Source organism: Enterobacter sp. GD03975 (assembly GCF_029838645.1).
Lineage (GTDB): Bacteria > Pseudomonadota > Gammaproteobacteria > Enterobacterales > Enterobacteriaceae > Enterobacter > Enterobacter quasihormaechei.
Genome location: NZ_JAOBZC010000006.1, coordinates 174,253 through 191,071 on the forward strand (window position 1 = coordinate 174,253; position 16,819 = coordinate 191,071).

12 protein-coding genes and 1 other RNA gene are annotated in these 16,819 nt (G+C 55.9%); 11 read left to right on the plus strand and 2 right to left on the minus strand.

Annotation, left to right across the window (positions count from 1 at the left end; translation table 11 throughout):
- Positions 1 to 4 precede the first annotated feature (4 nt).
- The gene (gene kbaZ / locus N5C09_RS12905; RefSeq protein WP_279749173.1) at positions 5 to 1,312 is read right to left on the minus strand and encodes a tagatose-bisphosphate aldolase subunit KbaZ; all 1,308 of its coding nucleotides are present in this window, start codon (positions 1,310 to 1,312) and stop codon (positions 5 to 7) included.
- A 239-nt stretch (positions 1,313 to 1,551) separates the two neighbouring features.
- Between kbaZ and N5C09_RS12910 the strand changes: the two genes are divergently transcribed.
- A complete protein-coding gene (locus N5C09_RS12910; RefSeq protein WP_063867605.1) occupies positions 1,552 to 2,355 on the plus strand; it encodes a DeoR family transcriptional regulator in 804 nt (267 codons plus the stop codon).
- Positions 2,356 to 2,416: 61 nt separating this feature from the next.
- On the opposite strand, the gene garD is transcribed toward N5C09_RS12910, so the two are convergent.
- The gene (gene garD / locus N5C09_RS12915) at positions 2,417 to 3,988 is read right to left on the minus strand and encodes a galactarate dehydratase (RefSeq protein WP_063451078.1); all 1,572 of its coding nucleotides are present in this window, start codon (positions 3,986 to 3,988) and stop codon (positions 2,417 to 2,419) included.
- Between the two features lie 365 nt (positions 3,989 to 4,353).
- Between garD and garL the strand changes: the two genes are divergently transcribed.
- From garL to N5C09_RS12965, 10 genes are all read left to right on the plus strand, one after another.
- Positions 4,354 to 5,124: a 2-dehydro-3-deoxyglucarate aldolase gene (gene garL, locus N5C09_RS12920; protein ID WP_063867607.1), complete on the plus strand. Its 771-nt coding sequence runs from the start codon at positions 4,354 to 4,356 to the stop codon at positions 5,122 to 5,124.
- Positions 5,125 to 5,145: 21 nt separating this feature from the next.
- Positions 5,146 to 6,036, plus strand: coding sequence for a 2-hydroxy-3-oxopropionate reductase (gene garR / locus N5C09_RS12925; RefSeq protein WP_063867608.1), 891 nt, complete (start codon positions 5,146 to 5,148; stop codon positions 6,034 to 6,036).
- 56 nt (positions 6,037 to 6,092) lie between these two features.
- The gene (gene garK / locus N5C09_RS12930; protein WP_279749174.1) at positions 6,093 to 7,238 is read left to right on the plus strand and encodes a glycerate 2-kinase; all 1,146 of its coding nucleotides are present in this window, start codon (positions 6,093 to 6,095) and stop codon (positions 7,236 to 7,238) included.
- Between the two features lie 32 nt (positions 7,239 to 7,270).
- Positions 7,271 to 7,646: RNase P RNA component class A (gene rnpB / locus N5C09_RS12935), an RNA gene on the plus strand.
- A 672-nt stretch (positions 7,647 to 8,318) separates the two neighbouring features.
- Positions 8,319 to 9,239: a transcriptional regulator TdcA gene (gene tdcA / locus N5C09_RS12940; RefSeq protein ID WP_063867612.1), complete on the plus strand. Its 921-nt coding sequence runs from the start codon at positions 8,319 to 8,321 to the stop codon at positions 9,237 to 9,239.
- A gap of 96 nt (positions 9,240 to 9,335) precedes the next feature.
- The gene (tdcB, locus tag N5C09_RS12945; RefSeq protein ID WP_063867937.1) at positions 9,336 to 10,325 is read left to right on the plus strand and encodes a bifunctional threonine ammonia-lyase/L-serine ammonia-lyase TdcB; all 990 of its coding nucleotides are present in this window, start codon (positions 9,336 to 9,338) and stop codon (positions 10,323 to 10,325) included.
- Between the two features lie 10 nt (positions 10,326 to 10,335).
- Complete coding sequence (tdcC, locus tag N5C09_RS12950; protein ID WP_063867614.1) at positions 10,336 to 11,667, plus strand: threonine/serine transporter TdcC; 1,332 nt, start codon at positions 10,336 to 10,338, stop codon at positions 11,665 to 11,667.
- A 29-nt stretch (positions 11,668 to 11,696) separates the two neighbouring features.
- Positions 11,697 to 12,905 carry a propionate kinase gene (gene tdcD / locus N5C09_RS12955; RefSeq protein WP_279749175.1) on the plus strand — a complete coding sequence of 403 codons (1,209 nt, stop codon included), beginning with the start codon at positions 11,697 to 11,699 and terminating at the stop codon, positions 12,903 to 12,905.
- 15 nt (positions 12,906 to 12,920) lie between these two features.
- Positions 12,921 to 15,215, plus strand: coding sequence for a formate C-acetyltransferase (pflB, locus tag N5C09_RS12960; RefSeq protein ID WP_279749176.1), 2,295 nt, complete (start codon positions 12,921 to 12,923; stop codon positions 15,213 to 15,215).
- A gap of 272 nt (positions 15,216 to 15,487) precedes the next feature.
- Positions 15,488 to 16,819 (plus strand): amino acid permease, encoded by a 1,332-nt coding sequence (locus N5C09_RS12965; protein WP_203465233.1) that lies wholly within the window; start codon positions 15,488 to 15,490, stop codon positions 16,817 to 16,819.

Below are 16,819 nucleotides of genomic sequence, written 5' to 3' on the forward strand. Positions count from 1 at the left end.
TTAATTATGCGTGTTGAGTCGTTACGCCTTCGCAGGCGGCATGGTACTGCTGGAGTATGTCCTGAATGTGGTCGAGGATAAGTTCCCGTGGCGTTGACTTGAGAGCGCCCTCGCGAACTTTGCTGTACTGCAAAGGCAGATACTGGCTGATCAGCGGCAGCGGGATCGGTTCATCCGCAAGGTTGCGTACCAGCCGCTCAAAGGCGTCGTCAATCTGGCTGTCTGGCCAGTAATAACGCACGCGGTCGGAGTAGCTGTAGCCGCGGGCCAGGCGTCGGGCGTTCCCATCACCGTGATAGTGGCTTTGCCAGTATTCCGGGCGATCGAGCATCACGTTTTCCAGGACGTGACGCAGCCCGGAGCAGGCTTTTGCCGGCAGCAGCTCTTCTTCAATGGCCGCCAGCGAGAACAGCGCTTCGCGCAGGGCAAAGGTCAGGGCAGGACCGACTTTAAGAATGGCGAAGTGATCGTTCACCAGCTGGCGCAGCGCCTGCGGCGTCTGGTAATCGGTAGAATGTGCTTCGAATACCAGCGTGTCATAGGCTTCAACCATCTTGCTCAGCGCGACGGCCTTATGCGGCTGATAGTCACAAACGTGCGCATGATCGAACTCAACGCCGGGCTGAACCACCAGGCCAATAATGCGCGGCCAGATGTCGCTTAACCCTTCCTTCTCAAATGCGTGGCGGTGTGCCTCAAGCGTGGCGCGTGCCGCCTCTGGCGTGGTGACCTCAAGCTCGGTCAGCGTGTCGTGCGCGCCGCCGGGAACCGGAACTTCCGTGCCGATAACGTAGACCAGATCGGCTACACCAAATTGCTCAAGACAGGTTGTTTCGGCAATTTTTGCCAGACGCGCGGCGCGCCCGGCAACGATCGCATCGGTTAAAGGAACCGGATCGTCTTCGCAGGACATGCTGCAATCGAGATGGATCTTCTTGAACCCGGCAGCCACGTAGCTTTTGATGAGATCGTCGGCGTTCGCCATCGCCTGCAAAGCCGGCAGGTTTTGCCAGCGGTTGGGACCGAGATGATCGCCGCCAAGGATCAGCTGCGAGGTGGGGAAACCGAGAGATCCCGCCAGCGTGCAGACAAACCCATGAAAATCGGCGGGCGTCATACCGGTATAGCCGCCAAACTGATCCACCTGGTTTGAGGTGGCTTCAATCAGCAGAGGCGTCTGTTGAGAATGGGCGTAACGAATTGCAGCTTCAAGTACCAGTGGATGTGCAGAACAGACGGCATAAATCCCGTTTGTATTCCCCCGTTTATGGTGTTCCACCATTTCTGTCAGATGTTTCACTTTCCTCTCCATTTCGGATGGTGTTGGTATTCATCTTTCGTTTTGTTTCATTTGATACTGCATTATGGTGCGGTAAAAATAAAACGAAAGATAATAGTTTTCCGATCTGTTTCACAAAAGAAACATAATGAAAGGTTTCAGCGGCGGATAAGCGTGCGTCAGCGCGCCTTACAGGGCTTGCATTCCCTTAAAAGAAAGGCGTTAATAAGCAAAACGAAATGAAACGAAAGTTTATTTACTAAGGAGCTCGTATGAGCAGCACCGATCCATCCGCAGAGAAGCGCATCACCGGGACCAGCGAAAGGCGAGAGCAGATCATTCAGCGGTTGCGGGCGCAGGGAAGCGTACAGGTTAACGATCTTTCTCTTTTATACGGCGTGTCGACGGTGACGATCCGTAACGATCTGGCCTTTCTGGAAAAGCAGGGGATTGCCGTTCGCGCTTACGGCGGCGCGCTGATTTGCGAAGGCAATATGCCCGGCGTGGAGCCGTCCGTTGAGGACAAAAGTTCTCTTAATACGGCAGTGAAGCGCAGCATCGCGCAGGCGGCGGCTGAGCTGGTGAAGCCGGGCCACCGCATTATTCTGGACTCGGGTACTACGACCTGTGAAATCGCCCGTATGTTGCGCCAGCACACCGACGTTATTGCCATGACCAACGGGATGAACGTGGCGAACGCGCTGCTGGAAGCAGAGGGAGTGGAGCTGCTGATGACCGGTGGACACTTGCGCCGTCAGTCGCAGTCTTTCTACGGCGACCAGGCGGAGCAGTCGTTACAGAATTACCATTTTGACCTGCTGTTCCTGGGCGTCGACGCCATCGATCTCGATCGGGGGGTGAGTACGCACAACGAGGATGAAGCCCGCCTGAATCGAAAAATGTGCGAGGTGGCAGAGCGCATTATCGTTGTGACCGACTCCAGCAAGTTTAACCGCTCAAGCCTGCATAAAATCATTGATACCCAGCGGATCGATATGATTATCGTCGATGAAGGTATTCCGGCGGAGAGCCTAGACGGGCTGCGGAAAAGCGGGATTGATGTGGTGCTGGTCTAAAGGGGCTTTCCCCCCTCACCCTAACCCTCTCCCCACAGGGGAGAGGACAGGGTGAGGGCCATCACGTCACCGGCGCCGGATTAAACACCGCCAGCTGGTTATGCAGTCCCCATTGATCAGAGAAGGTTTTCTTTCGCCCGCTCGCCACGTCCAGAATGAAGTGGAACAGCTTCCAGCCCACATCCTCAATACTCTCTTCCCCGGTGGCGATGGTGCCCGCGTTGATATCCATTAAGTCATACCAGCGGTTTGCCAGCTCGGTGCGGGTCGCCATTTTGATCACCGGTACCGCCATCAGGCCGTACGGCGTGCCGCGCCCGGTGGTAAAGACCTGTACCGTAATGCCGGACGCCACCTGCTGGGTGCCGCAAACAAAATCACTGGCAGGCGTTGCCGCGTAAATAAGGCCGCGTTTGGTGGGTCGCTGGCCCGGAGAGAGCACTTCCACAATCGCACTCTGGCCAGATTTGGCAATTGATCCGAGGGCTTTTTCCACCACGTTCGCCAGGCCGCCTTTCTTGTTACCCGGGGACGGGTTGGCGCTGCGGTCGGTTTTGCCCATATCAAGATAGTTATCGTACCAGGCCATCTCCTCCAGCAGGCGTTTGCCCACCTCCTCGTTGACGGCGCGCGGCGTAAGCAGGTGGATGGCGTCACGCACTTCGGTGACCTCGGAGAACATCACCGTGGCGCCGCAGCGCACGAACAAATCCGACGCGTAACCCACCGCCGGGTTGGCGGTGACGCCGGAAAACGCATCGCTGCCGCCGCACTGTGTTCCCACTACCAGCTCAGAGGCCGGGCAGGTTTCGCGCTGGCGTTTGTTCAGCGTGTCCAGATGGCGCTCCGCCACCTGAAGAATATCGTCGACCATGGAACGAAATCCGACGTGACGCTCGTCCTGAAGACGAACAATGCTGGCATCGTCTACCGGAATGGCTTTTACATCCTCAGTACCCTGCAACAGGCGTTCAGGCTGCAATTTCTCACAGCCGAGGCCAATCACCATCACCTCGCCGCCAAAGTTTGGGTTGAGGGCGATATTGTGGATTGTGCGGATTGGCACGACCGCCGCGGGCGCGTTGATCGCCACGCCGCAGCCGTACAGGTGGTTAAGCCCCACCACGCCGTCAACGTTGGGGTATTTCGGCAGCAGATCGCGCTCAATAATTTTCACCACGTAATCCACGACGCCCGCCACGCAATGCACGCTGGTGGTGATGCCGAGCAGGTTTTTGGTTCCCACGCTGCCGTCCGCGTTGCGGTAACCTTCGAAGGTATAGCCCTCCAGCGGCGGCAACGGCTCAGGGACGCGGGTCGCCAGCGGCAACGTTTCCAGCGGCGGGGCCGCTGGCAGCTCAACCAGCGACTCTTCAACCCAGCTGCCCTGCGGGATAGGGCGTACCGCATAGCCGATGACTTCGCCGTAACGCACGATTTCGCCGTGCGTGGGGATATCGACCAGCGCGACCTTGTGCCCCTGCGGAACGTGCTCAATCAGCTCCAGCCCGTCCGGGAATCGGGTACCCGCTTTTAAGCCATTGTCGTTGACAATAATCGCCACGTTGTCGGTATCGTGCACTTTTATATAGAACGCCGTCGGCGACGCCTGTCGAATTTGAATATCGGCCATTGTTTACGCTTCTCCAGCAAAATATCTGATACTAAATATAGCCAGATGGTTAATTGTTTCTTATTGAAGAAATAAAGAATGTCAGGAGAGGAAAGGTGAGAATGTGATCGCGATCGCTCCCGAAACACTAATCGTTGATTCTGTGCATCAGCGCCCACTGCTTTGTGCATATGCTCAAGATAGCGTTCAGATTCTACTCGATAACTGAGCATTGAAACAATGTACTGCCGTCGGGCGGCGATTATACTGAATGACGATTTTATAACGCCAAAATTCAGTCAGAAAATAAATATAACCCTGACGCTGCGTCGGAATAAATAAAAATGATGCTGGCTAAAACTGCGGAATTAAAAAAGGTATAAGCGATGAGTAACGATATCTTCCCGAATAAGTTTAAAGCAGCCCTCGCGGCGCACCAGATCCAGATTGGCTGCTGGTCTGCGCTGGCAAACCCCATCAGCACGGAAGTGCTGGGCCTGGCCGGATTCGACTGGCTGGTGCTGGACGGCGAACATGCGCCAAACGATATCAGCACGTTTATTCCGCAGCTGATGGCGCTGAAAGGCAGCCACAGCGCGCCGGTGGTGCGTGTGCCCACCAACGAGCCGGTTATCATCAAGCGTTTACTGGATATCGGCTTCTACAACTTCCTGATCCCGTTTGTTGAAACGGAAGAAGAAGCGGTGCTGGCCGTAGCGGCGACCCGCTATCCGCCGGAAGGGATCCGCGGCGTGTCCGTTTCGCACCGCGCCAACATGTTTGGCACCGTGCCGGACTATTTCGCCCAGTCCAACAGGAACATCACCATCCTGGTTCAGATCGAGAGCCAGCAGGGTGTCGATAACGTCGACGCCATTGCCGCGACCGAAGGCGTAGACGGTATTTTCGTCGGCCCGAGCGATCTGGCTGCCGCCTTTGGTCATCTGGGCAATGCCAGTCACCCGGATGTTCAGCGCGCGATCCAGCACATTTTTGCCCGTGCCAAAGCCCACGGTAAGCCGTGCGGCATTCTGGCGCCGGTGGAAGCTGACGCCCGCCGCTACCTGGAGTGGGGCGCAACGTTTGTTGCCGTCGGCAGCGACCTCGGCGTATTCCGCGCGGCCACGCAGAGATTAGCAGACGCTTTTAAAAAATAACCATCATTGAGGAAACAGATTATGACGCTGAAAGTGGGTTTTATTGGCCTGGGCATCATGGGCAAACCAATGAGCAAAAACCTCATCAAAGCAGGTTACTCGCTGGTGGTTCTCGACCGTAATTCAGACGCGGTAGCAGAGGTGATTGCGGCCGGCGCGGAAACGGCGGCAACCGCAAAAGCGATCGCCGAGCAGTGCGATGTCATCATCACCATGCTGCCAAACTCTCCGCACGTGAAAGAGGTGGCGCTGGGTGAGAACGGCATTATCGACGGCGCGAAGCCGGGCCTGGTGGTGATCGACATGAGTTCAATCGCACCGCTGGCGAGCCGCGAAATCAGCGAGGCGCTGAAGGCGAAAGGCGTGGAGATGCTGGACGCACCGGTCAGCGGCGGCGAGCCCAAAGCCATTGACGGCACCCTGTCGGTGATGGTGGGCGGCGATAAAGCCGTCTTCGACAAATACTACGACCTGATGAAAGCGATGGCTGGCTCCGTGGTGCACACCGGGGACATCGGCGCGGGTAACGTCACCAAGCTGGCAAACCAGGTGATTGTGGCGCTGAACATTGCGGCCATGTCGGAGGCGCTGACGCTGGCCACCAAAGCGGGGGTGAATCCGGATCTGGTCTATCAGGCCATTCGCGGTGGTCTGGCGGGTAGTACCGTGCTGGATGCCAAGGCACCGATGGTGATGGATCGTAACTTTAAGCCGGGTTTTCGTATCGATCTGCACATTAAAGATCTGGCGAATGCGCTGGATACGTCACACGGCGTGGGGGCGCAGCTGCCGCTGACTGCTGCCGTCATGGAGATGATGCAGGCGCTGCGTGCGGACGGTCTTGGCACTGCCGATCACAGCGCGCTCGCGTGCTACTACGAAAAACTGGCGAAGGTCGAAATTACTCGCTAATGACGTCCTGCCCGGTGGCGCAACGCATACCGGGCCTACGGTCCAGGCTTACAACTATGAAAATCATAATCGCGCCAGACTCTTATAAAGAAAGCCTGTCTGCCACCGAGGTGGCGCAGGCGATAGAAAAAGGATTTCGGGAGATTTTCCCCGACGCTCATTACGTGTCGGTTCCCGTTGCTGACGGTGGGGAAGGTACGGTTGAAGCGATGATCGCCGCGACTCAGGGCACCTGGCAGCAGGCTGTCGTCACCGGTCCGTTAGGGGAAAAAGTGAATGCCCGCTGGGGGATCTCTGGCGACGGGACGACCGCGTTTATCGAGATGGCCGCCGCCAGCGGCCTGGTGCTTGTTCCTCCCGCGCTGCGTAACCCACTGGTCACGACGTCTCGCGGGACGGGGGAGCTGATCCTCAGCGCACTGGATAAAGGCGCGCGCAATATCATTATCGGTATCGGCGGGAGCGCAACCAACGACGGGGGCGCCGGCATGATGCAGGCGCTGGGCGCGAGGTTTACGGATGCCAACGGGACGGAGATCGGCTACGGTGGCGGTAGCCTGATGGCGCTTAACTGTATTGATATTTCGGCGCTCGATCCGCGTCTTCAGGGATGCGCAATCCGCGTCGCCTGTGACGTGACGAATCCGCTGGTCGGTGAAAGCGGCGCGTCGCGTATCTTTGGCCCGCAAAAAGGCGCCACCGAGGAGATGATCCTCGAACTCGACGCCAATCTTAGCCACTATGCCGAGGTGATCAAAAAATCTTTGCGCATCGACGTGAACCCGGTTCCGGGGGCAGGAGCGGCGGGCGGCATGGGCGCGGCGCTGATGGCCTTTCTGGGGGCTGAGCTGAAAAGCGGCATTGAGATTGTCACTCAGGCGCTCAATCTTGAAGAACACATTCACGACTGCACCTGGGTACTGACGGGCGAAGGGCGCATCGACAGCCAGAGCATTAACGGTAAAGTGCCCGTCGGCGTGGCGAGCGTCGCCAAAAAATACCATAAGCCGGTGATAGGGATTGCCGGAAGTCTGACGCAGGACGTGGGCGTGGTACACCAGTACGGCATCGACGCGGTGTTCAGCGTACTGACCAGCATCGGCTCACTGGAAGAGGCGTTCCGGGGCGCGTATGACAACATTTACCGCGCCTCGCGCAATATCGCGGCCACATTGCAGGTAGGCATGCGTAGCCAGAGGTGACAGCGGCGCGCAAACCCTCTATACTGCGCGCCGAAGCTGACCAGACAGTCGCCGCTTCGTCGTCGTCCCTTCGGGGGAGACGGGCGGAGGGGAGGAAAGTCCGGGCTCCACAGGGCAGGGTGCCAGGTAACGCCTGGGGGGGAAACCCACGACCAGTGCAACAGAGAGCAAACCGCCGATGGCCCGCGCAAGCGGGATCAGGTAAGGGTGAAAGGGTGCGGTAAGAGCGCACCGCGCGGCTGGTAACAGTCCGTGGCACGGTAAACTCCACCCGGAGCAAGGCCAAATAGGGGTTCACATGGTACGGCCCGTACTGAACCCGGGTAGGCTGCTTGAGCCAGTGAGCGATTGCTGGCCTAGATGAATGACTGTCCACGACAGAACCCGGCTTATCGGTCAGCTTCAACTTCTTACGAAACCCCGCTTCGGCGGGGTTTTTGCTTTCTGAAGAGAACAGACCGGGTAAGCGCTGCGCCAGACGACATCAATTCTCAATTTTGCGACGCTAAGCACATTTCACTGTTTACTCCGCCACGCGCTCCTCTCATCCTCCGTGGATGATCGTAATCACGAAATTTAACGCTATAAAATAAGAAAATTTTTGTGTTGATTAGATGTTGCATTTGTTGGTTTGCTGAGAATAAATGTTTTTCTAATTGATAATCAAATATTGAATCTAAAAACATTCTTCTGGTGAATGTGTGATATATCCCACTCTTTATTCTGAAATAGTATTAATATTCCTGGTAAAGTTGATAAACCACAAAAATGTTTTAAATTGGTAGTGTTGATTTATTAACCTTTAATTGCCTGAAAGATAGCCTTTATTAATATTTCTAAGGCAAAAAAATTCACGCGGGTTATTGCCATAAAATAAATTTATTACCTCGTAATTTGTTGATCAATATCAGCGTAATTGCGTATTTTAATTGCGTTATATTATTGATTTATAAACATTTAAAAGGTTTTGATGATGGGTGTAAATAGGGCGTTCCGGCGAATTGTGAGTAACAGCACATACCCCCTTAAACATTATTAGGTAGAATCCGCTGCGTCATAGGGAAATAAGCGCAGAATATGATGAATACTATTATTCTACCGAAAACACAGCACCTCGTGGTATTTCAGGAAGTCATTAAAAGTGGCTCCATAGGTTCTGCTGCAAGACAACTGGGGCTGACGCAACCTGCCGTCAGCAAAATCATCAGCGACATCGAATCCTACTTCGGGGTAGAGGTGATGGTGCGTAAAAACACCGGCGTAAAACTCACTGCCGCCGGTCAGGTGCTGCTGTCCTACGCTGAGTCGATCACCCGCGAAATGAAAAACATGGTGAGCGAAATCAACAGCCTCAGTTTTAGTACCGTCATGGACGTCTCCTTTGGCTATCCGTCGCTGATTGGCTTCACCTTCCTGTCTGAGATGATTAAAAAATTCAGGGAAGTGTTTCCGAAAGCGCGCGTCTCCATGTATGAAGCGCAGCTCTCTTCATTCCTGCCCGCCATTCGCGACGGTCGGCTGGATTTTGCCATCGGCACGCTGAGCGACGGAATGTTGCTTCAGGATCTTCACGTTGAGCCACTGTTTGAATCCGAGTTTGTGCTGGTGGCGAGTAAATCACGAACGTGCACCGGCCCGACCAGACTGGCATCACTTACGCATGAGCAGTGGGTGATGCCGCAAACCGATATGGGCTACTACAACGAACTCCTGACCACCCTGCAAGACAACCACATCAGCATTGAAAACATCGTCCAGACCGATTCCGTCGTCACTATCTATAACCTTGTCCTTAATGCCGATTACCTGACGGTGATCCCCCGTGACATGATTGCGCCGTTCGGCTCGGACCAGTTTATCGTCCTGCCGGTGGAGGATGAATTACCCGTGGCGCGTTATGCCGCCGTGTGGTCGAAAAATTACAGTATTAAAAAATCGGCGTCAGTATTAGTTGAACTGGCAAAACAATATTCGTCGATGAATATCGATAAACGACGATAAAAATAATCACGCTTTAAAACACCCGGAGCGACGCTTTTTAACGCTCTGTTACCCTGACTTTGCCTGAAAACAATGAATTATTATAACGAGGATATTATGCACATTACCTACGATCTCCCGGTGACCATTGAAGATATTCAGGACGCCAGAAAACGCCTGGCGGGAAAAATTTATAAAACCGGCATGCCGCGCTCAAATTATCTCAGCGAACGCTGTAAGGGCGAGATATTTCTTAAGTTTGAAAATATGCAGCGTACCGGTTCGTTTAAAATACGCGGGGCGTTTAATAAGTTAAGTTCGCTGACGGATGCAGAAAAACGCAAAGGGGTGGTGGCCTGCTCCGCAGGTAACCACGCTCAGGGGGTGTCGCTCTCCTGCGCCATGCTCGGTATCGACGGCAAAGTGGTGATGCCGATGGGCGCGCCGAAATCCAAAGTCGCCGCGACGCGCGACTATTCGGCGGAAGTGGTGCTGCACGGCGAGAACTTCAACGACACCATCGCTAAGGTGAGCGAAATCGTCGAGATGGAGGGGCGCATATTTATCCCGCCTTATGACGATCCGAAAGTCATTGCCGGCCAGGGCACCATCGGCCTCGAAATTCTCGAAGATCTCTACGACGTGGATAACGTCATTGTTCCGATTGGCGGCGGCGGTTTAATTGCCGGTATTGCAACGGCGATTAAATCTATTAACCCGACCATCAATATTATCGGCGTGCAGTCTGAAAACGTTCACGGCATGGCGGCTTCCTGGCAGGCCGGAGAAATAACCAGCCATCGCGTTACCGGCACATTAGCCGACGGTTGCGACGTGTCTCGTCCGGGTAATTTAACCTTCGAAATTGTTCGTGAACTGGTCGATGACATTGTGCTGGTCAGCGAAGATGAAATTCGCAACAGCATGATTGCGCTTATTCAGCGAAATAAAGTGGTGACGGAAGGCGCGGGCGCGCTGGCCTGCGCGGCGTTATTAAGCGGCAAACTGGACCACTATATTCAGGGCCGTAAAACCGTCTGCATTATTTCCGGCGGCAATATCGATCTCTCCCGTGTTTCCCAAATTACCGGCTTCGTTGACGCATAAAGGATGACTTATGAGCAACACTGAAAGCATTACCGTTGGCCAGACAAAAACGTCCACCTGGCGTAAATCGGATACCACCTGGACGCTGGGCCTGTTCGGGACCGCCATTGGCGCTGGCGTGCTGTTCTTCCCCATTCGCGCAGGGTTTGGCGGCCTGATCCCTATCCTGCTGATGCTGGTACTCGCCTTCCCGATTGCGTTTTACTGCCACCGCGCGCTGGCGCGCCTCTGTTTGTCCGGCAGTAACGTCTCCGGCAACATCACCGAAACGGTGGAAGAGCATTTCGGCAAAACCGGCGGGGTGGTGATCACCTTCCTCTACTTCTTTGCCATTTGTCCGCTGCTGTGGATCTACGGTGTAACCATTACCAACACCTTTATGACCTTCTGGGAAAACCAGCTCCAGCTGCCAGCCCTGAACCGCGGCGTGGTGGCGCTGTTCCTGCTGCTGCTGATGGCCTTTGTGATCTGGTTCGGGAAAGACCTGATGGTGAAGGTGATGAGCTACCTGGTGTTCCCGTTCATCGCCAGCCTGGTGCTGATTTCCCTGTCGCTGATCCCGTACTGGAACTCGGCGGTGATCGACCAGGTCAACCTGAGCGATATCGCCTTCACCGGCCATGACGGCATTCTGGTCACTGTGTGGCTGGGGATCTCCATCATGGTCTTCTCCTTTAACTTCTCGCCTATCGTCTCCTCGTTCGTGGTCTCCAAGCGCGAAGAGTACGAGCCGGAGTTCGGGAAAGAATTCACCGAGCAGAAATGTTCCAAAATCATCGGTCGCGCCAGCCTGCTGATGGTGGCGGTGGTGATGTTCTTCGCCTTTAGCTGCCTGTTTACGCTCTCTCCGCAGAACATGGCGGATGCCAAAGCGCAGAACATTCCGGTGCTCTCTTACCTGGCGAACCACTTTGCCTCGATGTCGGGCAGTAAATCCACGTTCGCCACGGTGCTGGAATACGGCGCCTCCATCATCGCGCTGGTCGCTATCTTTAAATCCTTCTTCGGCCACTATCTGGGCACGCTGGAGGGGCTGAACGGCCTGATCCTCAAGTTCGGCTACAAAGGCGATAAGAAGAGCGTCTCTGTCGGCAAGCTGAACACCATCAGCATGATTTTCATCATGGGCTCCACCTGGATTGTGGCCTACGCCAACCCGAACATTCTCGACCTTATTGAAGCCATGGGAGCACCAATTATCGCCTCTCTGCTGTGCCTGCTGCCGATGTACGCGATTCGTAAAGCGCCCGCGCTGGCGAAATACAAAGGCCGGACCGAGAACATCTTCGTGACCGTGGTCGGCCTGCTGACCATTCTGAACATCGTCTACAAACTGTTTTAAGCCAAAGCTCAGGAAGAGCGGAGTAACACATGACTGAATTTCCGGTAGTACTGGTTATCAACTGCGGATCGTCCTCCGTTAAGTTTTCGGTGCTGGACGCAGCAGGCTGCGAAGCCCTGCTGACGGGCATTGTGGACGGCATCAACACTGAAAAAGCCTTTATTTCCGTGAACGGGGGTGAGCCGGTCAGACTGGCTCACCAGGACTACGAAGGGGCGCTGGCCGCCATTGCCCTCGAGCTGGAGAAGCGTGACCTGATGAGCAGCGTGGCCCTGATTGGCCACCGCATCGCTCACGGCGGCGATCTCTTCAGCGAGTCGACCCTCATCACGGAAGAGGTCATTGAGCAGATCCGCCTGGTTTCCCCGCTGGCGCCGCTGCATAACTACGCCAACCTGAGCGGCGTGGAAGCCGCAGAGCGGCTGTTCCCCGGCGTGCAGCAGGTGGCGGTATTTGACACCAGCTTCCACCAGACCATGGCGCCGCAGGCGTATCTGTACGGTCTGCCGTACCGCTATTTTGAAGAGCTGGGCGTGCGCCGCTACGGTTTCCACGGCACCTCTCACCGCTATGTGTCCGGGCAGGCACACGCGCTCCTCGGGCTGTCCCCCGAGGACAGCGGCCTGGTGATTGCCCACCTCGGCAACGGGGCGTCCATCTGCGCGGTGCGTAACGGCGAGAGCGTGGACACGTCCATGGGCATGACGCCGCTGGAGGGGCTGGTGATGGGTACGCGCTGCGGCGACGTGGATTTCGGCGCGATGGCGTGGATTGCCCAGCAGACCGGCCAGTCGTTCGAGGATCTGGAGCGCGTGGTCAACAAAGAGTCCGGGTTGCTCGGGATCTCCGGCATCTCCTCCGATTTACGCGCGCTGGAGAAAGCCTGGCACGAAGGCAACGAGCGGGCACAGCTGGCAATAAAAACCTTTGTCCACCGCATAGCGCGGCATATCGCCGGTCACGCCGCGTCTCTGCACCGGCTGGATGGCGTGATCTTCACTGGCGGCATCGGTGAAAACTCCACGCTGATCCGCGCGCTGGTGGCGGAACACCTGAAGGTGTTTGGCATCGCGCTCGACGAGGCGAAAAACGCTCTGCCGGGCAGCGCGGGTGAGCGCGTCATCTCCACTGATACCTCCCGCGTAACCTGCGCGGTTATCCCTACCAATGAAGAAAAAATGATCGCGCTGGACGCCCTCCGTCTTGGGAAGGTCACCCCGGCTGCGGCTTACGCCTGATAAAGCGAGAATCTGATGAAAGTAACAATCGATACGGGCGTCGCGCCCTTCAGCGACGCATGGGCCGGGTTTCGCGGTGAAGAATGGAAAAACGCCGTTAACGTCCGCGATTTTATTCAGCATAACTACACCCCTTATGAAGGCGATGAAGCTTTCCTCGCGCAGGCGACGCCAGCAACGACGGCGCTATGGCAGAAGGTGATGGTCGGCATTCGCCAGGAGAATGCCACCCACGCTCCGGTGGATTTTGACACCAACATCGCCACCACCATTACCGCTCACGGGCCGGGTTATATTGACCAGGCGCTGGAGACGATCGTCGGCCTGCAAACCGACAAGCCGCTCAAGCGCGCCCTGCATCCGTACGGCGGGATCAACATGATCCGCAGCTCGTTCGACGCCTACGGTCGCGAGATGGATCCGCAGTTTGAATACCTGTTCACCGACCTGCGCAAAACCCACAACCAGGGCGTGTTTGACGTTTACTCCCCGGAGATGATGCGCTGCCGTAAATCCGGCGTGCTGACCGGTCTGCCGGACGGCTACGGGCGCGGGCGCATCATCGGCGACTACCGCCGCGTGGCGCTGTACGGCATCAGCTATCTGGTGCGCGAGCGTGAACTCCAGTTCGCCGATCTTCAGGGAAAACTGGAGCGCGGAGAAGATCTGGAGGCAACGATCCGCCTGCGCGAGGAGCTGGCGGAGCATAAGCGCGCGTTGCTCCAGATCCAGCAGATGGCTGCGAACTATGGCTTTGATATTTCACGTCCGGCGATGAACGCACAGGAAGCGGTGCAGTGGGTCTACTTTGCCTACCTTGCCGCAGTGAAATCCCAGAACGGCGGGGCGATGTCGCTGGGGCGCACGGCCTCGTTCCTTGATATCTACATTGAGCGCGACATGCAGGCAGGAAGGCTGAACGAGATGCAGGCCCAGGAGCTGATCGACCACTTCATCATGAAGATCCGCATGGTACGCTTCCTGCGCACGCCGGAGTTCGACACGCTCTTCTCCGGCGATCCGATCTGGGCCACGGAAGTGATCGGCGGCATGGGGCTGGATGGCCGCACGCTGGTGACCAAAAACAGCTTCCGCTACCTGCATACCCTGCACACCATGGGGCCTGCGCCGGAGCCAAACCTGACGATCCTCTGGTCCGAACAGCTGCCGATTGCCTTCAAGAAATACGCCGCGCAGGTGTCGATCGTCACCTCCTCGCTGCAATATGAGAACGACGATCTGATGCGCGCCGACTTCGACAGCGACGACTACGCCATCGCCTGCTGCGTCAGTCCGATGGTGATCGGCAAGCAGATGCAGTTCTTCGGCGCCCGCGCCAACCTGGCGAAAACGCTGCTGTACGCGATTAACGGCGGGGTGGATGAGAAGCTGAAGATCCAGGTCGGCCCGAAAACCGAGCCGCTGCTGGATGAGGTGCTGGATTACGACACCGTGATGGCGAGCCTGGATCACTTTATGGACTGGCTGGCGGTGCAGTACATCAGCGCGCTGAATCTCATTCACTATATGCATGATAAGTACAGCTACGAAGCCTCGCTGATGGCGCTCCACGATCGTGACGTCTATCGCACCATGGCCTGCGGCATCGCCGGGCTGTCGGTGGCGGCGGATTCCCTGTCGGCGATTAAATACGCCACGGTGAAACCGGTGCGCGACCACACCGGCCTGGCGGTCGATTTCGTGATTGAAGGCGACTATCCACAGTACGGCAATAATGACGATCGCGTTGACAGCATCGCCTGCGACCTGGTGGAGCGCTTTATGAAGAAGATCCAGGCGCTGCCGACGTATCGCAACGCGGTGCCGACGCAGTCGATCCTGACTATCACCTCCAACGTGGTCTACGGCCAGAAAACGGGCAACACGCCGGACGGACGACGCGGCGGTACGCCGTTTGCACCTGGCGCCAACCCGATGCACGGTCGCGACAGGAAAGGGGCGGTGGCGTCGTTAACCTCAGTGGCCAAGCTGCCGTTCACCTATGCGAAGGACGGGATCTCCTACACCTTCTCCATCGTGCCGCAGGCGCTGGGCAAGGATGAACTGGTGCGCAAAACCAACCTTGTGGGGCTGCTGGACGGGTATTTCCATCACGAAGCGTCTATCGAAGGCGGGCAGCACCTGAACGTCAACGTCATGAACCGGGAGATGCTGCTGGATGCCATTGCTCATCCGGAGAACTACCCGAACCTGACCATCCGCGTTTCGGGGTATGCGGTGCGGTTTAACGCCCTGACGCGCGAGCAGCAGCAGGACGTGATTTCGCGGACGTTTACGCAGGCGATGTGATATAGATTGCCGTTAAGCCTCCTCATCTGGGGAGGCTTTTGATTTCGTGAACGCCGTCACTTTTAGAAAAATATCTCCGTGTTGAATTTCTCAACAGAAAAATTTCCTCCCAATACAGAAAACCCTCATTAAAGTTGTGACTTTTTTCTCCCGCGCTACGGATATGATCTTCCCATACCAATAACACACACCTGCACTCTCTGACTCGCAATCGCTGGCGATCGGAACCACATAAAAACAATTACTTACCCTACAAAATAAGCGAGTGCCCAATGAATATGGCAACAAACAGCAGTGTGATTGTGAGTGATTCCCCTGCGGCAAGGCGGGCGGGAATGAGCGAAAGCGAATGGCGAGAGGCGATCAAATTCGACAGCACCGATACCGGCTGGGTCATCATGAGTATCGGGATGGCTATCGGCGCGGGTATCGTTTTTCTTCCGGTGCAGGTTGGATTAATGGGGCTGTGGGTCTTTTTGCTCTCGTCGATAATTGGTTATCCGGCCATGTACCTCTTCCAGCGGTTATTTATTAATACGCTGGCGGAATCCCCGGAATGTAAAGACTACCCGAGCGTGATTAGCGGTTATTTAGGTAAAAACTGGGGCATCTTATTGGGTGCACTTTATTTCGTGATGCTGGTCATCTGGATGTTTGTTTATTCCACGGCTATCACCAACGACAGCGCATCTTATTTGCACACCTTCGGCGTCACCGAGGGGTTGCTGTCGGAAAATCCCTTCTACGGCTTATTCCTGATTTGCATCCTGGTCGCTATTTCTTCGCGCGGTGAAAAGCTGCTGTTTAAAGTCTCCAGCCTGATGGTGCTGACCAAATTATTTGTGGTGGCGGCGCTGGGGCTTTCGATGATCGGCCTCTGGCATTTAGCCAACGTCGGTATGCTGCCGCCGATGGGGCTGCTGATTAAAAACGCCATTATTACGCTGCCTTTCACCTTAACCTCCATTCTGTTTATCCAGACGTTAAGCCCGATGGTGATTTCCTATCGTTCGCGGGAAAAATCCGTTGAGGTGGCGCGTCATAAGGCGCTGCGGGCGATGAATATCGCCTTTGGCATACTGTTTGTGACGGTCTTCTTCTACGCCGTCTCTTTCACCCTGGCGATGGGACACGACGAGGCGGTTAAAGCCTACGAGCAGAATATTTCCGCCCTGGCAATCGCGGCGCAGTTTATCAGCGGCGACGGCGCGGGCTGGGTCAAAATCGTCAGCGTGGTTCTCAATATCTTTGCCGTCATGACTGCCTTCTTCGGCGTCTATCTCGGCTTTCGTGAAGCGACGCAGGGCATCGTGATGAATATCCTGCGCCGTAAAATGCCGGCTGAGAGCATCAATGAACGCGCCGTCCAGCGCGGGATTATGCTGTTCGCCATCCTGCTCGCCTGGAGCGCGATTGTGTTAAACGCGCCGGTGCTGAGCTTCACCTCCATCTGTAGCCCTATTTTCGGGATGGTGGGCTGCTTAATTCCGGCGTGGCTGGTCTACAAAGTGCCCGCCCTTCATAAATATAAAGGCGTGTCGCTGGTGATTATTGTGATTACCGGGCTGCTGCTTTGTGTTTCTCCTTTCCTCGCCTTCTCATGA